Genomic DNA, 20816 nt, shown 5'->3' with positions numbered 1-20816 from the left:
GGACGGGTCAGCCGGCCCGGCGGCCTCCTGCCTCCTCGTCCCTGACGTAGTGGGAGAACGTCGAGTAGCGGTAGATGTCGAACAGGAACGCGGCCAGCGCGACCACGAGCGCCAGGCCCGCCGCGTGCAGCACGCTCACGTTGGCCTGGATGTAGAGGAAGCCGAGCGTGATGCCCGTGAACGCCCCCCACGCCATCGCGTGCGCCCCGCGCCGAAGGCGCGGCGCCACGACGAACAGGGCGTAGCACAGCACTGTGAAGACGATCGTGCAGGCGAAGCCGAACACGAGGTTCCAGCCGGTGATGGGGCCGCCCTGGCGCCGGTTGGCCGCCGCCCAGTAGCCGTAGAGGAGCCCGATGGCGAGCGGCACGGCCAGCCGTCCGAGGCGGTGCACGCGCCGGTCGAAGAGGTCCGGCGGCCGATGGGCCGGGACGAAAGCGCGGGAGGTGGTGGCGGGTGGGTGCGGGGTCCTCGATGCGGGTGCCGCGTGAGCCATGGGAGCACTCCTCTCTCCTCGCCCCTGCTCACCAGGGCACACCCTGGTGGGGGCGGCGGGCAAGTCGGGATGCGAGGCCTTTCGGAGCGTGTTTCGCTGGGGCTCATGAGGATCGTCCTGTTCGGCGCGACCGGGATGGTGGGCAGCCGGATCGCCGCGGAGGCGACGCGGCGCGGACACCGGGTGACCGCAGTCAGCCGCTCCGGCCGGTCGCCGGTGCCGGGGGTGACCGCGACGGCGGCGGACGCGGCGGATCCGGCGAAGGTCGCCGAGCTGGCGAGGGGGGCGGACGCGGTGGCGAGCGCGTGCGCACCGCCCCGGGACGGTACGGACCCGGAGGAGCCCTTCCTCGCGATCAACCGGGGGATCGTGCAGGGCATCCGGGACGCAGGGGTGCGGCGGCTGGTGGTGGTCGGCGGCGCGGGCAGCCTGGAGGTCGCGCCCGGGGAGGCGCTGTACGACCAGCCCGGTTTTCCGGAGGCGGTCCGGGCGGAGGCGCTGGCGCACGGCACGGCCCTGGACTTCTACCGCACGGTGGACGACCTGGACTGGACGTACGTCTCCCCCGCCGCCGAGATCGCCCCCGGGCAGCGCACGGGCCGTTTCCGGGTGGGCGGCGACCAGTTGCTGACCGACGCGGAGGGCCGCAGCCGGATCAGCGCGGAGGACTACGCGGCGGCGTTCCTCGACGAACTGGAACAGGGCGGCCACGTGCGCGCCCGCATGTCGGTGGCGTACTGACGAACCGCGAGACCGACGGACTGACGAGACCGACGAACCGCGAGACCGACGGACTGACGAGACCGACGAACCGCGAGACCGACGGACTGACGAGACTGACGAGACCGACCGACGGACTGACGAGACCGGCGAACTGACGACCGGCGGACTGACGAGACTGCGAACGGCAGGCAGGTCCGGTGCCCACGAGACGAGCCCCCGACGACCGACCGGAGGAAGGCCGGAGGGAAGAGGACGGCCGCGTACGCCATCGAGAGGACGTCCCACGGCTGGGCGCGCCGCGCCGGGGGCCCGAACCGCGAGGCAGGGACGACGCTCCGCCCGGCTCCCCGAGAGGCGGGGCTGCCGGCCAAGCGCGTGATGGCCTCGACGACCTCGCCGAGGCTGCCCGCGACGGACCGGACGGACCGGCCCTACCGGCCGGACCGACAGGACCCACGGGTGACGGCCTGGACGGACTCGCCCGCGTCGGTCCCGAAGAACCGGCCGCCGATGGACCCGTGCCGGGTGTCGTGACCACGCCCACGGGAGCGGCGGCCTCGCGCGGGCCGCAGTCGTTGTTGCGGGTGCGGGGGCGCAGCGTCGGCTGGGTGCCGCCGCTCCTCCTGCTCCTCACCATCGCCTTGCTGGACTGGAACAGCACCAGCGGCTTCCGGATGATCTCCTGGGTCGTGCTGGTGCCCGGCATCGCGGCGGCGATCTGCGGGGTGTGGGGCACGAGCGTCGCGGCCGCCCTGGCCGTCGTCACCTACGAGATCGAGGACCACGCCTGGCCGCACGAGCTCCGGACCGGCGTGCCCGACTTCATCCTCGTCATCGCGGGCGGCGTCCTGGCCGTGCTGGCCTGCGCGGTCCGGGTGCGCGGCGAGCGGCGCATGCTGCACATGCAGGACATCGCCGAGACGACCCGGCACACGGTGCTGCGGCCCCTCCCCGCCGACTGGGGCGGTCTCGACCACGCCGCGGCCTACCTCGCGGCGGACAGCGTCGCCCGTGTCGGCGGCGACTTCTACGACATCCAGCCCGGCCCGCACGGCACCCGTGTCCTGGTCGGCGACGTGCAGGGCAAGGGCCTCGGCGCGGTCGCCGCCGCCTCAGCGCTGCTCGGCACGTTCCGCGAGTCGGCGTACCACGAACCGCTCCTCGCCACGGTCGCCGAACGGCTGGAGACCCGGATGCTGCGGCATGTGCGCTACCGCACGTCGATCGGCCGCGACGACGGGGACCGCTTCACCACCGCCGTCCTGCTCGGCTTCCCGCCCACCGATCCCTGCTGCGTGGAGGTGGTCAACTTCGGGCACGAGCCGCCGCTGGTGGTCGGCCCCGGCGGCGTACGGCCCCTGCCGCCCGGCGAGGGGCTGCCGCTGGGCTTCGGCCCACTGGCCGACGGACCGCCGCCCGTACGGCGCGTACGGCTCGCGCCGGGCGAGACACTGCTGCTGGTCACGGACGGGGTGTGCGAGGCGCGGGACGGGGCCGGGGAGTTCTACCCGCTGCGGGAGAAGGTCGCGCGCGCGGTCGCCGAGGACCCGCGCGCGGCGGACCCCGACCGCCTGGTCCCGCTGGTGCGCGACGGCACCCTGCACCACTGCCGCGGCCGTCTGGCCGACGACACGACGATCTTCGCGGTCCGGCCCCGCCCGTCCGTCGCCCACTGAGCGTTCGCCGGACTCCGTCGCCCCTTTGCAGGCGCAGAGGTTACGGTGCTGACGTACCTGATCGATGGGGGAGGGAACGATGCCCGGAACCGTGCTGCTGCTCGCGGCCTCGCCGGCGGGCAAGGGATGCCTGGTGGACGCGGCCTCCGTGCTTCCGGTGCTCGCGGCCGTCGCCCCACCGGTGCTGTCCGGCACGGACACGGCGAACGTGGTGGAACTCGCCGACCCGCTGGAGCCGCAGGCCGTCCTCACCCGGCTGCGGGCCGCCGCGGCCGCCCCCGTCCCGCTGACGGTGTTCCTCACCGGGCAGCTCCAGCTCGACCGCCGCCAGCACCTGCCGCACCTGGCGCTGGCCCGCACCACCCCGGCCACCGTCCGCTACACCGGCTTCCCCTGGCACTGGTTCCGCGAGGAGCTGAGGCTGCGCCCGCCCGGTGCGACGACCGTGTTCGCCGATCTGCACGCGGATCCGGAGACCTGGCAGCACCTGCGCGGCATCGCACCGGACTGCGGCCCGGCCGTCACCCTCTACGGCCGTATCGCCCCACCTCCCGCGCGCCGCGCGCTCGCGACGCCCGCCTACATGAAGGCCGTCGCGACCCTGCTCCGCAGCGGCCACCGCCCGGACCCGGCCACCCTCCACCACCAGGCGGTGACCCGGGCCTACGCGGACGACGGCACGCGGGGGGACATACTGCTCGCCCCGCACCAGCCGCCGGCGCAGCTTCCCGTCCGCAGTAGCCGGCAGCCCGTCCCCGCACCACCCCCTCACCCGGCCGCGCCCCCCGACCCCCACGCCGCCCTGACCGCCGCCGTCCAGGACGGCCGGCACGGGGAGGCCGCCGCGCTCGCCGCGCAGTGGGAACAGGCCGCGTTGCGGCAGCACGGGCCCGGCTCGCAGGAGGCGCTGCACTGGATGGAGGTCCGCGCCGACCTCGCGATGCTCGCGGGCGACGCGGGCCGCAGCTGCGAGACCTGGCTGACGGTCGCCGCCGCCCGCCTCGCGGCCGGTCAGTCCCCCGAGGACCCGGCGGTGGAGGCGGCCGTCGACCGCGCCCACCACCAGTGGGGCCGCATGACCGACGCCACCCGCGCCCGCGAACTGGGCCCCGCACTGGCGGAGTTGCGCGAGCGGGTACCGGGGCGCCGCGAGGGAGCGCTCCGCCACGTCCGTCAGCACCTCGAGGAACTCGGGCAGTCGCAGCGCGTGCCGGGGTAGCGACCGACGCCCCCGAAAGGCCGGGCCGCGTTCACCGCGTGCGCGACCCGGTGGGAGCCGTCGGGTCGTCGGCGGGCTCAGGTCATGCCGCCGGCAGGTGGGCCAGCGCCCCCGACACGAGCGTCCGCACCCCGGGGACGAGTGTGGACAGGTCGGGTGCGAAGTGGGGGCTGTGGTTGCTGGGGACCGCCGCGAACTTCTCCATGAGGTCCGTGCCGGGGGCCGCCTCCCAGACGTCGGCGGGGGTGGTGGTGACGAACCAGTACGCGTACGGCACCCCGTCCGGCGCCAGGTGCGGGAAGTCCTCGCTGCCCATCGCCGCGCCGGGGTCGAAGACCCTCTCCGGGCCGAACACCTCTCTGTGCACGTCGGTGACGCGGTGGTCCGTGGTGGGGTCGTTGACCGTCACGGGGAAGTCCGCGCCCACGGTCACCTCCGGCTCGCGCGGGCAGCCGGCGGCCAGGCACTCGCCCGCAGCGATGCGCCGGATCGCGGCGATCATGCGATCCCGGACGGCGGCGGACTGGCTGCGCAGGTTCAGCGAGATGTGCGCCTGGGAGGGGATGACGTTGGGCCGGGTGCCCGCCTCGATCCGGCCCACCGTCAGGACGGCGGACTCGCGCGGGGCGATCTCGCGGCTGACGACGGTCTGCAGCCGGGTCACCAGGTAGGCGGCCGTGACCACGGGGTCGACGGTCGCCTCGGGGCGCGAGCCGTGGCCGCCCCGGCCGTGCACCACGATGTCCACGTCCGTGGAGGCGGACAGGATCAGGCCCGGCGAGTGCGCGTAGAGCCCGGCCGGGCCGGGGACCGCGTGCTGGGCGAGCAGTACGTCGGGGCGCGGGAAGCGCTCGTACAGCCCGTCCGCGACCATCGCCCGCGCCCCCTCGCCGGTCTCCTCGGCGGGCTGGCCCACCACGACCAGCGTCCCGGACCAGGCCTCCCGCCCCGCGGCCAGCGCACGGGCCGCCCCCGCGAGCCAGGTGACGTGCAGATCGTGCCCGCAGGCGTGCATCACCCCGGGGACCTCGGAGGCGTACGGCAGTCCCGTCTCCTCGGCGACCGGCAGCGCGTCCATGTCGGCGCGCAGCAGGACGGTGGGGCCGTCGCCGTTGCGCAGGACGCCGACGACCCCGGTGCCGCCGATGCCCTCGGTGGTCGCGTACCCGGCCGCGCGCAGCCGCTCGGCGAGCTTTTCCGCGGTCCGGTGCTCGCGCTGGGACAGCTCGGGATGGCGGTGCAGGTCCCGGTAGCAGTCCGCCAGGTCGGCGAGCGGGACGTCGGCGGTGAGGTCCAGCGCGGTGCGTGCGGCGGGGGAGGTCACAGGATCAGCGTAGGCGGCCCGGGAAGGCTCCGGGGTGAGTGTGCTCACGGGAGGCCGCCTGGGCGGGGAGCGTCTGCCGGGGCTCCGCGGCCCGGGCCGGGCCCGCGTTGGCGGCGGTGACCAGGGCGGCCACGGCCACGACGGCCGCGCCGAACCCTCTGACATGACGCGCGGATATGCGTCCGTGGTGCACGGAAGGGCGTGGGGGCACGGCAACCGACCTCGCAATGACAGCCGCGGATTAAGCGCGCTTAATGCGTCTTCCAAGCTAGGGGCTGGGACGCCTGCCGGGGAAGAGGCGCAGGGCAGTTGGCATGTGCCGGAAGGAGTTGACCGATATTCAAATTGTGCTCATTGGTAAGTGGGCTTACTGGCATGATGAATCGCATGGCGAAGCGGGACGACCCTGAGACCATCGGGCGCAGGGTGCAGCGGCTGCGGCGGGAACGCGGACTGACCCAGCGGCAGTTGGCCGAGCCCGCCTACACGCCCGCGTACATCTCCACCCTGGAGGCCGGCCGGGTCCGGCCCTCCGACGAGGCGCTCAGGCATCTCGCCGAGCGGCTCGGGGTGGCGTTCGACGAGCTGGCCACCGGCCGTCCGGCCCACCTCGCCACCGGGTTGCGGCTCAGGCTCACCGACGCCCAGCGCACTCTCGCCACCGGTGAGGCCGAGGTGGCCGCCGAGCAGTACGCCGCGCTGCTGGCCGAGGCCGAGGAGCACGGGCTCACCGCCGAGCGGGCCGCCGCGCTGCTGGGACTCGGTGAGTGCGCGCTGGAGCTGGGCGACCTGGTGGTGGGGCGGCAGTACTTCGAGCGGGCCGAGAAGTGCCTGCACGAGGCGCCGCTGCCGAGCCGCGTCCCGGCACTGCGCGGCCGTGCCGTCTCGCACTACCTCGCCGGTGAACTCCGTTACGCCTGCTACCTGCTGGAGACCACCCTCGACGAGCTGAACCGCTCGGGACTGCACGATCCGGACGCCCTGCTGCTGCTCTACGCGAGCGCCATCGGCCCGTACATGGACATGGGCGCGCACGCGAGGGCGGCTCAGGCGGCCGAGTTCGCCCTCGCGCTCGCGCCCCAGGTCCAGGACCCGGCTCTGGTGGCCCGTATGCACCGCTCCGTCGCGCGCACCCTGCTCGCCGAGGGGCGGCTGGCCGAGGCGGACTCCAACCTCGCCAAGGCCGCCGAGCTGTACCGGCAGCTGCAGATCCGCACCGAACTGGCCAATTGCCACTGGATGCGCGGCTATCTGTACGCGCAGAACGGTGAACTGGAGCGCGCGGAGCGCGAGTTGCGCGAAGCCCTCGCCATGCTGTCGGAGAAGCGGGCCGCCCTCTACAGCAGCCAGGTCGCGGTGGAACTGGCGGACGTGCTGCACCGGCGCGGCAGGTCCGCCGAGGCCGCTCGGCTGCTGCGCGACGTCCTCGGTGACATCGGACCCGAGCGCGGCGCGGTGCACTCCGCCGCCGCGCACCGGCTCCTCGGCATCATCGCGGAGGACGGGCGCGACACGGAGGCCGCCGAGGAGCACTATGTGCGCGCCCTCAGCCTGCTGGAACGGGCGGGCGCCGCGGGCGACCTCGCGGACCTGTGCCGGCTGCTCGGTGATCTGCTGCGCCGCACGGGCCGGGTGGAGGCCGCCCTGGACGCCTACCGCACCGGCCTCGGCCACCGCACCGCGCCCGGCACGACGACCCTGGGTCCGGCCCCCGCCCAGCCGCCGCTGTGACGGGCCTCGCCCTCCCTACGGGGTGACGATGGGGAACCCCCGGTCCGGCCGGGCGACGTAGGAGAACAGGCGCTTGAGCAGGCCCCGGTCCCCTTCCGTCTCGATGCCGGCGAGGCCGTGGCCCGCGAGCAGGCCGAGCAGTTCCGGACGGGTCAGGGTGAGGGTGAGGCCCGCGTGCGGCCTCGGGGTGCGGTGCAGCGGCATGCTGCGGTGGGTGAGCGCGCCGTGCTCCAGGTTGATCCGGTGGCGGCGCTCCTCGTCGATCACCACCAGGTCGATGATCAGGCGTGGCTCCTGGGCCGCGCGCGGCCCGTCGATGCGCACCGCGAGGGCGTCGAGGAGCATGCTCACGGTCAGTTCCGAGGTCAGCTCGGGCGTGTCCGAGGTGACGGCGGGAGCACTCGCCCCCTCGCGCAGTTCCAGGGCGCCGGTCAGGTAGATGTTCCGCCAGGGCCCGTTCTCGGCGCCGTACCCGAGGCGTTCGTACACGCCTGCCAGCGTCTGCTTCGCCTCCTCGTCGCCCGGGTCGGCGAAGACCAGGTGGTTGAGCAGGGTCGCGGCGAAACGCAGGTCACCGGCCTCCACGTACCGTCGGGCCGCCGCGAGCGCCGCCTCGGGACCGCCCGCCACCTCCACGTACCGCCGCGCGAGGGCGACCGGGGGGTGCTCCCACAGGTGGGCGGGGTTGCCGTCGTACCAGCCCAGGTAGCGCTGGTAGACGGCCTTGACGTTGTGGCTGAGGGACCCGTAGTAGCCGCGCGCGTGCCAGGCGCCCTCCAGCACGGGCGGCAGCCGCAGCTCCTCCGCGATCTCCGGGCCGGTCAGACCGCTGTTGAGCAGCCGCAGAGTCTGGTCGTGCAGATACGCGTAGAGGTCGCGCTGCTCCGCCAGCAGGCGTACGACGCTCTCGTGCCCCCAGGCCGGCCAGTGGTGGGAGGCGAAGGCCACGTCGTAGCCGTCGCCGAAGTAGTCGATGGCCTCGTCGAGATAGCGGGACCAGAGGCGGGCGTCCCGGACGACGGCGCCGCGCAGGGTCAGGATGTTGTGCAGGGTGTGCGTCACGTTCTCCGCCAGGCACAGGGCGCGCTGCTCGGTGAAGAGGAAGTTCATCTCGGCGGGAGCCTCGGTGCCCGGCGTCAGCTGGAACAGGATGCGCACGCCGTCCACGGTCTCCGTCTGCCCGGTGCGGGTGATGTCGACGGTCGGCGGGACGAGGGTGACCGTGCCGGTGGACATGGTGAGGCCGAGGCCCGTGCCGATCTGCCCGTCGGGCGCCTTCGCCAGCCGTTCGCCGTACATGAAGCCGGCGCGGCGGGACATCGCGGGCCCCGCGTACACGTTCTCGCTGACCGCGTGCTGAAGGAACCCGGCCGGCGCGAGCACCGGCACGCCCGCCTCCGCCTCGCGCGGCAGCACCCCGCGGGCGCCCCCGAAGTGGTCCACGTGGGAGTGCGTGTAGATCAGCGCGGTCACGGGCCGCTCACCGCGGTGCCGCCGGTACAGGGCGAGGGCGGCCGCCGCGCACTCGGTCGAGATGAGCGGGTCGACGACGACGACGCCGGCACGGCCCTCGACGAGCGTCATGTTGGCCAGGTCCAGGCCGCGTACCTGGTAGACGCCCTCGCACACCTCGTACAGCCCCTGCCGCGCGCACAGCTGCGACTGCCGCCACAGGCTCGGATGCGCGGTGTCCGGGCACTCCCCGTCCAGGAACCGGTACGCGTCCGCGTCCCACACCACCCGCCCGTCCCGGTCGGTCACCACGCCCGGCTCCAGAGCGGCGACGAAACCGCGGTCGGCGTTCTCGAGGTCGGTGCGGTCCTCGAAGGGCGGCAGGCCGTCACGGGGCGGGGCGTCCATGCGGCCAGCCTGGGGCCGGTGCGGACGGCGGGCCAGCGGTGGGGGACCGTTCGGGGTGCCGGGTGCCGTGTGAGCAACCGCACCGGCACCGCCCCGCGCGTCCGGCCGCACTCCCGCTGAGGCCCGCTCCTAGGATCCCGAGCATGGACATGCTGAGCTTCTTGACGGTGTTCGCCCTGCTCGTGGCCGGTTTCGCAGGGGTCGAGGCGAGGATCAAGCGGACCGACCGCCGGATGGCCCGGGTCGAGCGGAAACTCGACCTGGTCCTCGACCACTTGGGGCTCCACCAGGCCGACCCGGACCTGGAGCGGGTCGCCGCCCTGCTGCGGGACGGCAGGAAGATTCAGGCCGTCAAGGTGTACCGCGAGATCACCGGGGCCGACCTGAAGGAGGCGAAGGAGGCCGTGGAGCGGATGGGTTAGGTGCCGCGCGGCCGCGGAGGCTTTACTGCGACTTTCTTGCAAGTAGAAGTCACCTGCATGAAAGTGGGTGGTGCGGTTCTCAGAGAAGAAAGGCCCCGCTCCATGCCTCCGTCCTCCTCCCGGATGCGCCTGTCCATCACGCGGCAGGAGTGGGGCCGGCTCGGCGGCATGGCCGCGTTCGTCCTGGCTTTGCACGTCATCGGGTGGTTCACGCTCGTCGGGATCGTCGCGCCCGAGCACTACACCATCGGCGAGAAGTCGTTCGGCATCGGCATCGGCGTGACCGCGTACACCCTCGGCATGCGGCACGCTTTCGACGCGGACCACATCGCCGCGATCGACAACACCACCCGCAAGCTGATGAGCGAGGGGCAGCGGCCGCTGTCGGTCGGGTTCTGGTTCTCGCTCGGCCACTCCAGCGTCGTCTTCGGACTGGCGCTGCTGCTCTCGCTCGGCGTCAGGACGCTGGCCGGACCGGTCCGCGACGACAACTCCGAGCTGCACGACGTGACCGGCCTCATCGGCACGACGGTCTCCGGCACGTTCCTCTACGTCATCGCCGCGATCAACCTCGTCATCCTGGCCGGAATCTGGAAGGTGTTCCGGCAGATGCGGTCGGGCGAGTTCGACGAGGCGGCGCTGGAGGAGCAGCTGAACAACCGCGGCTTCATGAACCGGCTCCTCGGCCGCGTGATGAAGTCGATCACCAAGCCGTGGCAGATGTACCCGCTGGGCCTGCTCTTCGGCCTCGGCTTCGACACCGCGACGGAGATCGCCCTCCTCGTCCTGGCCGGCTCGGGCGCGGCCTCCGGGCTGCCCTGGTACGCGATTCTGTGCCTGCCCGTCCTGTTCGCGGCCGGCATGTCGCTGCTCGACACGATCGACGGGTCGTTCATGAACTTCGCGTACGGGTGGGCGTTCTCCAAGCCGGTCCGCAAGGTCTACTACAACCTGACCATCACGGGCCTGTCCGTGGCCGTGGCGCTGATCATCGGCACGACGGAACTGCTCGGCCTGCTCGCCGAGAAGCTCGGCCTGCACGGGGCCTTCTGGGACTGGATCGCCGGCGTCGACCTCAACACCCTGGGCTTCGTGATCGTCGGCCTCTTCTTCGCCACGTGGGTGCTCGCGCTGGTGGTGTGGAAGGTCGGCCGCATCGAGGAGAAGTGGACGGCGGGGCTGGCCCGGCCGGAGCCGCGGCCGGTGGAACAGGCGGTGGAGTAGGCACCCGGACGAGCGCCGCGGGGCGGGCGCTTCTCGCGGCCTTCCGCCGCCTAACGGATCGTATCCTTCCTGATGTGGCCGAAACGTGATCGGGTTCTGAACTCGTCGTGGTTTCAACGAGGTTGACAGTGTCGTCACCGTGATCGAATATGTGCTCGCGCTGTGGCTCATGTGACCAAAGAGCCACCTTGTTTCTCTCGACCACTTCCTCCCGGCCACGGTCCCGGCGGCTTCGCGCTGCCCGCTGCCGCCGGCCGGGTCCGGCCCGCAAGATGGGGGACCGAATGTCCGACACGAGCCGTGTCACCGTGCGCCGCCTGCTGGGGGCGGGCGCCGCGGCGCTCACCCTCACCGCCGTCACCGGGGGCGCCGCCTGGGCCTCGGGTACGCCCGGTGGTGGCGGCTGGGACCAGGGGGGCCGCGCGTACGCGTCCGGGAACGGGCCGGGCACCGTCACCGAGGCCGACCACTGCCAGTTCTCGCTGGACGGAAAGACGTTCACCGACTCCGTCCGGGTCGACGACCAGAACCTGAAGCCCACCGAGGACGGCAAGGTCCACATCAAGGTGCGGGCCGCGGGCGACGCGGCGACCTGCACCGCTTCCCTCGCCTCGTACCGCACGCACGGCGCCACCTTCGCCACGTCCGGGCTGCAGGTCTTCCACGACTTCGACTCGGTGACGGTGAAGCAGGGCGAGACCGACTCCCTCGACATCTCCGTGCCGGACGCCGGCTGCTTCGCGCAGATCGACCTCTACCGGGGCAAGGTGAAGTTCGACGGGAACCTCGGCGCACAGGACGGCTTCGAGCACGGTGACGTGCCCAAGGGCCCGGACCGCCCGGTCATCAAGGACAAGCTGATCGCGTCCTGGAACGGCGGGACGAAGGACTGCACGGTCCAGCCGCCGAGCACCCCGGCCACCACCCCGCCCGCGTCGGCCCCGGCCACCACGCCGCCCGCCTCCGCCCCGGCCACCCCGGTGACCCCGGTGACGCCCGCCTCTCCGTCCGCCTCCGTCTCGACCCCGCCCGCCACCGGCGAGTCGAGCACGCCCCCGGCGCCCACCCCGAACGGCGGCACGTCCACCCCGCCCGGTGGTCTGGCCGAGACCGGCGGCGGCAGCACCGCGCTGCCGATCGCCGCGGGCGCCGCGGCCCTCGTCGCGGCCGGTGCGGGCATCGCGGTCGCCGCCCGACGCCGTACGTCCCGCGGCCGCGCCTGACGCCTCCGGGCGTCCGCTGAACCATCCCCGACGGGCCCGGCGCTCTTATCCCCCGGAGAGCGCCGGGCCCATTTCTCGCGACTCGGGGCCTGTCCCGGACCGTCAGCCCGTGGTCGGTGCCGCCCCGGGGGCCACCGCCGCGCCCGGAGTCGTCGACGGCGGCGGGGTGAAGCCCGGCGGCGGGGAGAGGACCTCCGTCGGCTCGCCGGGTTGCGGGGCCGGCGGGGTCAGGCTGGACTTCGGGAGTTTCGGCGGGGTCGTCTCCTGGAACACCAGCGAGTCGAAGTCCACCAGGCCCGTCTGCTCCATGACCGTGATGTGGTCGAGGACGGTGTCGTTGGCCACGTCGGCCAGCTGGCGGACCAGCGTGTTCTTCGTGGTGGCACGGATGTTGGCGATGGCGGGGAAGATCTGTCCGTGCGTCAGCCGCAGGATGTTCGCGAGGTCGCTGTCGAACTGCTTGCCCGTGTCGTTGGTCAGCGTCGTCACGAATCCCTGCTGCTGGGGGCTCGGCTGGTTCGGCAGCGTGATGCCCAGCTCCGCGGCCACCTTCCGGTCGACGGCGTCGAGGTTGACGTGTCCGTTGACCAGATGCGCCCCGGCGGTGCGCACGGCCGGGGTCGTGCCCTTCTTCATGGCCAGTTCACCGGACGGGAACTCCCACAGGCCGGCGGCCCGTACCTTGACGACGAAGTCGCGGTCCGCCTCGGTCAGCGGTCCCGACGAGGTGTTCGCGATCACGCGTGAGGGGGCGCTGGAGACCGTCTGCACTCCCAGCATCGACGGATAGACCAGCGCCGTGAGTGTCAGGGTGAGGGCGCCCGTCACGAAGAGGGTTCCCGCCGCGGTCCGCGAAATGCGCATGGCACCTCCTGGTTGCTCCAACGCCCAGGGGTACGGGTGGGACCGGAGCCGGAAACCTTTTCCACAGGCAAAATCCACGGCCCGCGCTGTGGGGGCCGTCACAGCGCCGATCGGCACCTTCGGCATGTCGCCGTCGGTCGCACCGAGGGCTGCGCACGTCCGCGTCGGCAGACTGAGGGCGTGGCGGTGCCGGAAGGGGAGGCCGGGCGCCCGTTATGTTCGATCCGAACATCCGACAGTCGGAGCCGGCATGCAGAAGACAGAAGAACTGGCCGAGGAGGCGGAGGCGGCCGTCGCGGTCCCCGCGGCGCCCGAGCGCGCCCCCGCCCGCGGCTGGCCCGCGTTCTGGCCGCTGCTGCTGGCGGCGGCCGTCCTCGCCGGTCCGGCGCTGCTCCTGCTCGGCCGGTGGATGGACGCGCCCGCGATGCAGGCGTGGCGCACCGTCTGTCTGGCCATCACCGTGCAGGCGCTGCCGTTCCTGCTGCTGGGCACGGCCCTGTCCGGCGCCATCAACGCGTTCGTGCCGGCGACGGTGTTCAGCCGGGCGCTGCCCCGCAACCCCGCGCTCGCCGTTCCGGTAGCCGGGGTCGCCGGGGTGGTGCTGCCCGGCTGCGAGTGCGCCTCGGTGCCGGTCGCGAACAGCCTGATCCGGCGGGGTGTCACCCCTGCCGCCGCGTTCGCGTTCCTGCTGTCGGCTCCCGCCGTCAACCCGGTGGTGCTGACCGCCACCGCCGTCGCCTTCCCCGGCAGCCCCCTGATGGTCCTGGCCCGGCTGCTCGCCTCGCTCGCCACCGCGGCCGTGATGGGCTGGCTGTGGCTCTGGCTCGGCAGGGAGGAGTGGCTGCGGCCGACCGTGCGCCACACCGGTCACCGACCGGGGCACAGCCGCTGGCGGGAGTTCCGGCTCGGCTTCCAGCACGACTTCCTGCACGCGGGCGGCTTCCTGGTCGTCGGGGCGATGGCGGCGGCCACGTTCAACGTGGCGGTCCCGCGCTCCGTGCTCGACGTGTTCTCCGGCTCGACCTGGCTGTCGGTGCTGTTCCTCGCGGGGCTCGCCGTCGTGCTCGCGGTGTGCTCCGAGGCCGACGCGTTCGTGGCCGCCTCGTTCACCGGCTTCTCGCCCGTGGCGCGGCTGGCGTTCATGGTGGTGGGGCCGATGGTCGACCTGAAGCTGATCGCCCTTCAGGCGGGCACGTTCGGCCGGGCCTTCGCGGTCCGCTTCTCCACCGCCACGGCCGTCGTGGCGGTGCTGTGCAGTGCGCTGATCGGAGGGGCCCTGCTGTGAAACGGCCCTTCCAGACGGTCCTGCTCGTCCTCAGCGGCCTGGGTCTGCTGCACGCCTCGCTCTTCACCGACCTGTGCCTGAGGTACGTGAGGCCGGGACTGCGTCCGTATCTCATCGCCTCGGGGGCGCTGCTGCTCGTGCTCGGGCTGGCGAGCGCGGCCCTCGACCGCGGGCGGGGCAGCCACGCCGAGCACGACGAGCACGCTGAGCACGGTGGTCACGGTGACACCGGCCACGGCCACGACCACTCCACCGCGCCCCGTGTCGCCTGGCTGCTGTTCCTGCCCGCGCTGAGCCTGCTCTTCTACGCCCCGCCCGCCCTCGGCTCGTACACCGCCTCCCGTGAGCCCGCCAGGGCCGTCGCGCAGCAGCGGCACTTCGATCCGCTGCCCGCGACCTCGCCGCTGCCGATGACGCTCACGGAGTTCACCAGCCGTGTGCAGCAGGACCGTGCGCAGGCCATCAAGGGGCGCAGCGTCACATTGACCGGTTTCGTCACGCCGGACGGGCGGGGCGGGGGCTGGTACCTGACCCGGATCATCTTCTCGTGCTGCGCCGCGGACGCGCAGTCCGTCAAGGTACGGATCCACGGGTCCCCGGCGCTGCCGGCCGACACCTGGGTGGCCGTCACGGGCACCTGGCACCCCGGCGGGACGCTGGGCACACGGTCGGCGCCGGCCGCGCTGGACGCCCGTACCGTCGAGCGGGTGGACAAGCCGGTGAACGCGTACACGGACGACCTGCCGCTGAGGCCGTCCCGCTGACGACCTGCCGCTGAGGCCGTCCCGCCGACACCGTCCCGCTGACGACCTGCCGCTGAGGCCGTCCCGCCGCCGCCGTCCCGCTGACGACCTGCCGCTGACGCCGCCCCGCCGCCGTCCCGCTGACGACCTGCCGCTGACGCCGCCCCGCCGCCGTCCCGCTGACGACGTCCGCCCGGGCGGGAGCCGGCCGCGCCCGCTGTACACCTGGGTGAACCAACGCCCAAGCGCAGCCCATGACTTCACAACCCGGGGCCTTCGCGCGGACAAACCTTCGCCCAAGGTTCTCCCGGTCACGCAAAGGGGTCTACCCGCATAGAAGCGCCCGGTGCTGTCATGCTCACGACCGCCCGGAACCGTGCCGGGCATCCCCACCGGGAGACTCCCCATGTCCCGAATACCGCGCCCCCTGGTGACCACCCTGTCCACGCTCGCCCTCGCCGCCGCGGGCCTGACCGTCACCGCCGGCGGCGCGCACGCGCAGTCGTGCAGCCAGGACTACCTCCCCCTCCCCGACCCCAGCTGCCAGCCCGGCGCCGTCAACCCGGACGTCACACAGGACACCATCGACTCCACGATCTGTGTCTCCGGCTGGACCGCGACCGTGCGGCCGTCCAGCTCGTACACCACCGCGCTGAAGAAGAAGCAGATCGTCGAGTACGGCTACGGCGACACCAGCACCGCAGACTACGAGGAGGACCACCTCATCCCGCTGGAGCTCGGCGGCAACCCCACCAGCCCGGAGAACCTGTGGCCCGAACCGCGCTACGACACGGGTTCGGGGGAAGTCGCCGCCGACAAGGACACCGTCGAGAACACGCTCAAGAAGGACGTGTGCAACGGCGAGGTCGGTCTCGACGACGCACGCAACGCCATCGCCACCGACTGGACGACCGCGCTCTCCAGCCTCGGCCTGAGCTGAGCCCGGACCCGCTAGGCCATCCAGAAGAAGACGGCCGTCATGCGCCGTTCCTCCAGGTCGCTGCCCCAGTAACCGGTGGCGCTGTGCATGAGGTTGGCCTTGTACAGGAGCAGCCGGTTGTAGCGCTGCGGCACGCGGACGTCCTCGGTGAACGCGTCCGGCGAGACGTACCGCGTGCCCAGCGCCTCGACCAGGTTGGTGTGCGGCGCCTGCACCATGTTGCCGCCGAGGACGCCGCCCGGCAGGCTCTGCCGGTAGAAGCTCGTGCCGCAGTCCTTGGGGATGTTCGGGCTGAGGTAGAGCACGGCGGCATACCGGCACAGGGCGCGTGAGTCGGTGTGCGGGCGCGGTTCGCCCTCGTCCTTGCCGACGACCTGGACGCAGTTGTGGTTGAGGGTGCCCCCGCCGGGGGCGGTCTCCTGCCACAGCTTCGGCGCGCCGGTCTCCTTGCGCACCAGCCGCTCGATCCGGGCCAGTTCGGCCGGTTCGAGGCCGGGCATGGTGCGCATCCCCGGCCAGCTCTCCTGCGTGTACGGGTATCCCTTGACCCAGTCCTCCTTGGCGAGACAGCGGGCCCGGACCTCGTCCACGTTCGGCAGCACGTCGTCGAGGATCCAGTAGTCGCGGCCACGCGATGGCTTGCGGTACGGCAGGACGGGCAGGCGCGGGGGTTGTGGGGGCTGTGGGGGCATGCCGGTGAACCTACAGTTCGCCCCCACCGTCGTTTCTTTTCGTTCGGTCAAGCCTTCGTCAACTCAACCTGCCTGGTGAGAGGGCGAGTTGAGTGGGCGCCTCACGGCGTCGGCGCGGCCGGGCTCGAACGGCCCGGCTTCTGCGGTGTCTCCGCCGAGCTGCTGTCCGGGCTGAACACCGACATGCCCACGTACATCGCCGTCAGGAACAGCAGCGCCGCGGCGATCAGCCCCACCGCGCGCGGCCGCCCGGCGACGAACGTGCGCAGCGACGGTCGCGCGCGCCGGTTGCCCGACGACCGCTGGCGGGCGGCACGGTGGCCGGGGAGCGCGGACGGGAGTTTGTACGTCGTCACCGGGCCCTCCATCCGGGGCGGAATCGGCGACTTCGGGGCCGGAGCCGCAGCCGGCGTCGGGACCGGGGCCGGCGTCGGGACCGAGGCCGGCGTCGGGACCGGGATCGGTGCCGCGGCCGGAAGCGGTTCCGGGCGGCCCCGCCAGGCGCCCGTGGCGAACCAGTCGGCGACCTGCCGTGCCGTGGGCCGGTCCTCGGGCCGCTTGGCGAGCAGTCCGAGCAGATAGTTCTCGAAGGCGGGCGGCAGGGCGGCACCCAGCTCGCGCGGCGGTACGGGCGCCGCGTCCAGGTGCTGGTGCAGGATCGCGATCGGGCTGTCGGCGCGGAACGGCGGCCGCCCGGTGAGGAGTTGGTAGAGGACGCAGCCGAGCGAGTACACGTCGCTGGCCGGTCCCGCGGGCTTGCCCAGGGCACGCTCGGGCGCGATGTACAGGCTCGTACCGACGATCTGCCCGGTCACCGTCAGCGCGCCCGACGGGTCGTCCATGAAGCGGGCGATGCCGAAGTCGCCGATCTTCAGGGTGCCGCCCGCGTCGAGGAGCAGGTTGCCGGGCTTGATGTCGCGGTGCACGATGCCCTGTTCGTGCGCCACGGCGAGCCCGGCCGCCGCCTGGGCCGCGATGGCCGCGACCTGTTCGGCGGGCAGCGGCCCGTCGTCGGCGAGCACCCGGGCGAGGCTCGCGCCCTCCACCAGCTCCATGACCAGGAACAGCCGCCCCTCGTGCTCACCGAAGTCGAGCACGCCGACCACGTGCGGGTGGTGGAGCCGGCCCGCGGTCTGTGCCTCGAGGCGGAAACGGGAGGTGGCGGTGGGGTCGGCGTTCCGGTCGAGCAGCACCTTGACGGCGACGGGACGGTCGAGCATCTGGTCGTACGCCCGCCAGACCTCTCCCATCGCGCCACGTCCGATGGTGGTGTTCAGCTGGTACCGGCCCGCGATCAGCACCTGTTGTTCATCCTCATGCCGGGAGACGAATGCCGTGCGACGACTCGACCGCCGCCGGACAGGATTCCGCCAGGGCGGGTGGGGGTGGGGTGCCGCAGCGGATCACAGCCTACTGGCACGGACACACGATTCGATCACGGTCTCCCCCATCCGGTGACCACCGGGTGACGATCCGGACGCGCGATCCTCGCGTGTCCGACACTCCTGGCCGGCCGTGGCCCCGGCATGAGCGCGGCCGAACGCCGGGGCGCCGAGCCCGGGGGATGCCCGTGCCCGGCGACCGCGTCGGCCGTCACTTCCTGGTGTGGCCCGCCACTTGTGGCCGTAGCCGGTCACTTCTCGGTGCAGCCGGTCACTTCTTGGTGTGGCCCGTCACCCGGCCGATCCATTTGATGAAGTCGCCGGGGAGCCCACAGCGGCTCCGGGGGAAGCCCTGAGGAACGGCTCAGAGGCGTTCATGTGCTCGGTGTGCGGGCGTCGGTGCGGGCACCTGCGAGGGCACCTGCGAGAACATCGCGAGCGCATCGCGGGGGCACGCCGAAAACCGCCCGCCCGCGTGATCGCGGGGGGCGGTGAGTGGCCTGGTGGCGTCCGCCTGCGGTCAGCCGAGGCAGACGACGAGCAGGCAGACCTGCGACGGCGAGGTGGCCGCCGGGGACGGGCTGGTCTGCGAGGTGCCCGGGTCCGTGCCGCCGCCGGTGCCGGTGGTCGGGGAGGACGTGTGCTGGGACGTCCCCGTGGACGACGAGGAGGAAGAGGAGGAGGACGAGGAGTCCGACCCCGACTGGGAGGGAGGGTTCGCCGTCGTGTGACCCGTGCCCGACGTGCCCGCGCCCGCCGCCCCTGTCGTGCCCGTCGTGTGCGCCGTACGGGAGGTGGCCGTGTCCGGCTGAGCGGCCGACGGCGTGGCATGGGCCGAGACCGGCGAGGACAGACGGGGCAGGTCGGCCGCGGGGGACTGCGCGGCGGGGGTGTGCGAGGCCCGGAGCGCGCCGGAGCGCGGGGTGCCGGAGCCGGGCGGCGCCGGACTGCTGTACTGCGACGTCGGCTCCTCCGCACCGCCGAGGGCCGAGGCATCCGGAGCCGGGGCCGCCTGGGCGCGGTCGGCGGTGTGCCGGTCCATCGACGCCACGGTCAGACCGCCTCCGACGAGGGCGACGGCGGTCGCCACCAGGGCCTTGCGCTGGGTCTTCTTCCAGCGTGCCAGCCGGCGCCGCCGCGCGGCACGCCCTTCCGTGCGACGCGCCGGGCCCGTGGGGTCGGCGTGCGGGGCGTCCTCGATGTCCGGGGCTTCGTCGATGTCCGGGGCCGCGAACTCCCATGCCGCCGTGGCCGCCGTCGCCTCCATGACCGGCGCCGCCAGGGTGGCCGGGCCCGGGACGGTGTGGCCGTCGGCGGTGACCGGGGCGATGTCGGGGGCGTAGGCACCGCATCCGGGGCACACCAGGGCGCCGTTGAGATGCCGACGACACGAGGAGCAGTAGTCCATTGCGGTCTTCCTGTGTTGGCTGGCCGCCGCCCCGACGGGCCGCGTTCGCACCTGGAATCGAACGGGTTGCCACGCTAACGGGGCTATCGAAAGACCGTGTGCAGGCTGTGTGGGGCTCGTGAGGGGATTCTCCGGGGGCCTTGCAGGGGTGCCTCCCGTGCCTTGCGGTTCAGGGAGCGGTGGTGGTGAGACTGACGGTTGCGCCACCACGCCGCTGAACAACGGCTGACCTGCGGGCTCGGCGTTTCAATGCTCAGGTGACGGCCGTTTTCGCGGGGCTCCCGCGACCCCGACCACGCGGATCGGGACGGTCCGGCCTGCCGTCGTCCCGGGCCGTGCACGTCTCCGTCGCGCCGGCCACCGCCTTGAGGGGGCCGGGCAGGACACGTCGTCGATCCGCTGACAGGCCCCCGGCAGCCGGTGGTGGACCCGCCGGGCGGACCGCCTCGCCATCTCACCGACGACGGCCGGGGCCGCCGCCCCCGCTCCCGGACGCGGCCCGCGGTACCGGCTTCGGCCTGGTCGGCCTGACGGAGCGTGACACGGCGGTGGGCGGGGCACCGCACGCCGGGCCTCGTGCGCAGTACGGGAAGCACGGGTGAGGAGTGGCCGTGACTACCTCTGCCGTATCGGCGGGCTGACCGACGGTGCGGTGTCGGCCCCGGTCCGGCTCGCCGACGGCTCGGGACGTGCCGGGGTCGGTGTCGCCGACGGTTCCCGGGTGGCGGTCGGCGGGCGGGTCGGGGTGCGGGAACCGGCGGTTCGGGGAGCCGTGGTGGGGCGCGGGGTGACACTCCCGGGCGACGCCGCCGGCGAGGGCGACGCCGACGGGGCGGCGGGCGCCGGACGACCGCTCGGGGGCGGCGGTGCGAGGGGGACCGACGGGGATGCGGGTGTCTCGGGCGTCGCCAGGTGGAGCGGCAGGGCGACGAGGACGGCGACGGCGGCGGTCAGGCCGGCTCCGGCCGCCGCGCGGAGCAGTCGGCGGCGGGCCGCGGCGCGGCGGATCGCGTGGAAGCGGCCGGGGGGCGGGCCGAGGTGGTCCGAGGGGGGCCGCAGGATCACCGCGAGGGGGTCGTCGGGTGCCGGCTCCGGGCCGTCGTCAGAGCGTGTGGTCAAGGCTTCTCCTCAGGTGGACGCGGAGCAGTTCCCGGGCCGCGTGCAGGTCGGCCTTGACGGTTCCTTCCTTGCGTCCGGTCAGCACGGACACCTCCCGGATCGGCATGTCAGCGTAGTAGTGCAACAGGATCGGGACGCGCAGTCGCTCCGGCAGCGACTGCACGAGCAGGCGCACCGAGGGGTCGGCCTGTTCGGTGTGGGGGCGGACGGCGGCCTCCGTGGTGGCGCGGTGCACGGCTCTGCGCTCGCGCTCGAGCTTGCGCCAGTGGTCCCGGACGATGTTGGCCGCGGTGACGTAGAGGAAGCCGCGGGGCTCGTCCACGGAAGTCCAGCGGGCCCAGAGCCGGGTGAACGCCTCCGAGGCGATCTCGTGGGCCGTCTCGTCGTCGTCGACGAGACGGCGGCACCAGCCGGCGAGGCGTGGATAGACGGCGGCGAACAGCTCGGACGCCGCCCTCTCACGGGACCGTTTCAACGCTCTCCAT

The 20816-nt window shown here is 73.3% G+C and carries 20 protein-coding genes; 10 read left to right on the top strand and 10 right to left on the bottom strand.

The window, feature by feature from the left end; genetic code table 11:
* Positions 1-7 precede the first annotated feature (7 nt).
* Positions 8-496 carry a hypothetical protein gene (locus tag ACIRC0_RS17815; RefSeq protein ID WP_403617086.1) on the bottom strand — a complete coding sequence of 163 codons (489 nt, stop codon included), beginning with the start codon at positions 494-496 and terminating at the stop codon, positions 8-10.
* Between the two features lie 105 nt (positions 497-601).
* Here ACIRC0_RS17815 and ACIRC0_RS17810 point away from each other — a divergent pair, with 105 nt between their 5' ends.
* The 3 genes from ACIRC0_RS17810 to ACIRC0_RS17800 all read left to right on the top strand — a co-directional run bounded on the left by ACIRC0_RS17810 (position 602) and on the right by ACIRC0_RS17800 (position 4114).
* Positions 602-1237 (top strand): NAD(P)-dependent oxidoreductase, encoded by a 636-nt coding sequence (locus ACIRC0_RS17810; RefSeq protein WP_403617085.1) that lies wholly within the window; start codon positions 602-604, stop codon positions 1235-1237.
* Between the two features lie 512 nt (positions 1238-1749).
* Complete coding sequence (locus ACIRC0_RS17805) at positions 1750-2895, top strand: PP2C family protein-serine/threonine phosphatase (protein WP_403617084.1); 1146 nt, start codon at positions 1750-1752, stop codon at positions 2893-2895.
* A gap of 79 nt (positions 2896-2974) precedes the next feature.
* Positions 2975-4114, top strand: coding sequence for a hypothetical protein (locus tag ACIRC0_RS17800; protein ID WP_403617083.1), 1140 nt, complete (start codon positions 2975-2977; stop codon positions 4112-4114).
* Between the two features lie 82 nt (positions 4115-4196).
* Here the strand turns inward: ACIRC0_RS17800 and ACIRC0_RS17795 are convergent, their stop codons facing one another.
* Both ACIRC0_RS17795 and ACIRC0_RS17790 read right to left on the bottom strand, forming a co-directional pair.
* Positions 4197-5438 (bottom strand): amidohydrolase, encoded by a 1242-nt coding sequence (locus ACIRC0_RS17795; protein ID WP_403617082.1) that lies wholly within the window; start codon positions 5436-5438, stop codon positions 4197-4199.
* Between the two features lie 4 nt (positions 5439-5442).
* Positions 5443-5649, bottom strand: coding sequence for a hypothetical protein (locus tag ACIRC0_RS17790; protein WP_403617371.1), 207 nt, complete (start codon positions 5647-5649; stop codon positions 5443-5445).
* Between the two features lie 176 nt (positions 5650-5825).
* Between ACIRC0_RS17790 and ACIRC0_RS17785 the strand changes: the two genes are divergently transcribed.
* Positions 5826-7169 carry a helix-turn-helix domain-containing protein gene (locus tag ACIRC0_RS17785; protein ID WP_403617081.1) on the top strand — a complete coding sequence of 448 codons (1344 nt, stop codon included), beginning with the start codon at positions 5826-5828 and terminating at the stop codon, positions 7167-7169.
* A gap of 15 nt (positions 7170-7184) precedes the next feature.
* Here the strand turns inward: ACIRC0_RS17785 and ACIRC0_RS17780 are convergent, their stop codons facing one another.
* Positions 7185-9029, bottom strand: a complete 1845-nt coding sequence (locus ACIRC0_RS17780; RefSeq protein WP_403617080.1) for an alkyl/aryl-sulfatase — start codon at positions 9027-9029, stop codon at positions 7185-7187.
* A 143-nt stretch (positions 9030-9172) separates the two neighbouring features.
* Here ACIRC0_RS17780 and ACIRC0_RS17775 point away from each other — a divergent pair, with 143 nt between their 5' ends.
* From ACIRC0_RS17775 to ACIRC0_RS17765, 3 genes are all read left to right on the top strand, one after another.
* The gene (locus ACIRC0_RS17775; protein ID WP_403617079.1) at positions 9173-9451 is read left to right on the top strand and encodes a ribosomal protein L7/L12; all 279 of its coding nucleotides are present in this window, start codon (positions 9173-9175) and stop codon (positions 9449-9451) included.
* Positions 9452-9553: 102 nt separating this feature from the next.
* On the top strand, positions 9554-10675 hold the full coding sequence (locus tag ACIRC0_RS17770; protein WP_403617078.1) for a HoxN/HupN/NixA family nickel/cobalt transporter: 1122 nt from the start codon (positions 9554-9556) through the stop codon (positions 10673-10675).
* A gap of 284 nt (positions 10676-10959) precedes the next feature.
* The gene (locus ACIRC0_RS17765) at positions 10960-11898 is read left to right on the top strand and encodes a hypothetical protein (RefSeq protein WP_403617077.1); all 939 of its coding nucleotides are present in this window, start codon (positions 10960-10962) and stop codon (positions 11896-11898) included.
* 102 nt (positions 11899-12000) lie between these two features.
* On the opposite strand, the gene ACIRC0_RS17760 is transcribed toward ACIRC0_RS17765, so the two are convergent.
* Entirely contained in the window at positions 12001-12762 is a 762-nt protein-coding gene (locus ACIRC0_RS17760; protein WP_403617076.1) for a DUF4142 domain-containing protein, read from the bottom strand.
* Positions 12763-13012: 250 nt separating this feature from the next.
* On the opposite strand from ACIRC0_RS17760, the gene ACIRC0_RS17755 reads away from it, so the two are divergent.
* From ACIRC0_RS17755 to ACIRC0_RS17745, 3 genes are all read left to right on the top strand, one after another.
* Positions 13013-14047 carry a permease gene (locus ACIRC0_RS17755; RefSeq protein ID WP_403617075.1) on the top strand — a complete coding sequence of 345 codons (1035 nt, stop codon included), beginning with the start codon at positions 13013-13015 and terminating at the stop codon, positions 14045-14047.
* Positions 14044-14811 carry a TIGR03943 family putative permease subunit gene (locus tag ACIRC0_RS17750; protein WP_403617074.1) on the top strand — a complete coding sequence of 256 codons (768 nt, stop codon included), beginning with the start codon at positions 14044-14046 and terminating at the stop codon, positions 14809-14811. Before ACIRC0_RS17755 ends, ACIRC0_RS17750 begins: the two co-directional genes overlap by 4 nt.
* Before the next feature lie 385 nt (positions 14812-15196).
* Positions 15197-15730, top strand: a complete 534-nt coding sequence (locus tag ACIRC0_RS17745; RefSeq protein ID WP_403617073.1) for a hypothetical protein — start codon at positions 15197-15199, stop codon at positions 15728-15730.
* Positions 15731-15741: 11 nt separating this feature from the next.
* Here the strand turns inward: ACIRC0_RS17745 and ACIRC0_RS17740 are convergent, their stop codons facing one another.
* From ACIRC0_RS17740 to ACIRC0_RS17720, 5 genes are all read right to left on the bottom strand, one after another.
* Complete coding sequence (locus ACIRC0_RS17740) at positions 15742-16422, bottom strand: DUF6445 family protein (protein ID WP_403617072.1); 681 nt, start codon at positions 16420-16422, stop codon at positions 15742-15744.
* A 101-nt stretch (positions 16423-16523) separates the two neighbouring features.
* Positions 16524-17723: a serine/threonine-protein kinase gene (locus ACIRC0_RS17735; protein ID WP_403617071.1), complete on the bottom strand. Its 1200-nt coding sequence runs from the start codon at positions 17721-17723 to the stop codon at positions 16524-16526.
* A 601-nt stretch (positions 17724-18324) separates the two neighbouring features.
* Complete coding sequence (locus ACIRC0_RS17730; RefSeq protein ID WP_403617070.1) at positions 18325-19212, bottom strand: hypothetical protein; 888 nt, start codon at positions 19210-19212, stop codon at positions 18325-18327.
* 615 nt (positions 19213-19827) lie between these two features.
* Positions 19828-20331 carry a hypothetical protein gene (locus tag ACIRC0_RS17725; protein ID WP_403617069.1) on the bottom strand — a complete coding sequence of 168 codons (504 nt, stop codon included), beginning with the start codon at positions 20329-20331 and terminating at the stop codon, positions 19828-19830.
* The gene (locus ACIRC0_RS17720; RefSeq protein WP_263230991.1) at positions 20315-20806 is read right to left on the bottom strand and encodes an RNA polymerase sigma factor; all 492 of its coding nucleotides are present in this window, start codon (positions 20804-20806) and stop codon (positions 20315-20317) included. The genes ACIRC0_RS17725 and ACIRC0_RS17720 overlap by 17 nt, the downstream gene beginning before the upstream one ends.
* Between the last annotated feature and the right edge of the window lie 10 nt (positions 20807-20816).

The sequence above is a fragment of the Streptomyces sp. NPDC093984 genome (assembly GCF_044764595.1).
Classification (GTDB): domain Bacteria; phylum Actinomycetota; class Actinomycetes; order Streptomycetales; family Streptomycetaceae; genus Streptomyces; species Streptomyces cynarae.
The sequence above is the reverse complement of the archived record's forward strand: the minus strand, read 5'-3'. Positions and strand labels throughout refer to the sequence as shown.

Excerpts from the sequence above, each read along its gene's own strand:
- ACIRC0_RS17775 (WP_403617079.1), top strand. The coding sequence starts at position 9,173 with ATGGACATGCTGAGCTTCTTGACGGTGTTCGCCCTGCTCGTGGCCGGT.
- ACIRC0_RS17745 (WP_403617073.1), top strand. The coding sequence starts at position 15,197 with ATGTCCCGAATACCGCGCCCCCTGGTGACCACCCTGTCCACGCTCGCC.
- ACIRC0_RS17760 (WP_403617076.1), bottom strand. The coding sequence starts at position 12,762 with ATGCGCATTTCGCGGACCGCGGCGGGAACCCTCTTCGTGACGGGCGCC.
- ACIRC0_RS17740 (WP_403617072.1), bottom strand. The coding sequence starts at position 16,422 with ATGCCCCCACAGCCCCCACAACCCCCGCGCCTGCCCGTCCTGCCGTAC.
- ACIRC0_RS17800 (WP_403617083.1), top strand. The coding sequence starts at position 2,975 with ATGCCCGGAACCGTGCTGCTGCTCGCGGCCTCGCCGGCGGGCAAGGGA.
- ACIRC0_RS17810 (WP_403617085.1), top strand. The coding sequence starts at position 602 with ATGAGGATCGTCCTGTTCGGCGCGACCGGGATGGTGGGCAGCCGGATC.
- ACIRC0_RS17785 (WP_403617081.1), top strand. The coding sequence starts at position 5,826 with ATGGCGAAGCGGGACGACCCTGAGACCATCGGGCGCAGGGTGCAGCGG.
- ACIRC0_RS17730 (WP_403617070.1), bottom strand. The coding sequence starts at position 19,212 with ATGGACTACTGCTCCTCGTGTCGTCGGCATCTCAACGGCGCCCTGGTG.
- ACIRC0_RS17765 (WP_403617077.1), top strand. The coding sequence starts at position 10,960 with ATGTCCGACACGAGCCGTGTCACCGTGCGCCGCCTGCTGGGGGCGGGC.
- ACIRC0_RS17815 (WP_403617086.1), bottom strand. The coding sequence starts at position 496 with ATGGCTCACGCGGCACCCGCATCGAGGACCCCGCACCCACCCGCCACC.
- ACIRC0_RS17780 (WP_403617080.1), bottom strand. The coding sequence starts at position 9,029 with ATGGACGCCCCGCCCCGTGACGGCCTGCCGCCCTTCGAGGACCGCACC.
- ACIRC0_RS17770 (WP_403617078.1), top strand. The coding sequence starts at position 9,554 with ATGCCTCCGTCCTCCTCCCGGATGCGCCTGTCCATCACGCGGCAGGAG.
- ACIRC0_RS17755 (WP_403617075.1), top strand. The coding sequence starts at position 13,013 with ATGCAGAAGACAGAAGAACTGGCCGAGGAGGCGGAGGCGGCCGTCGCG.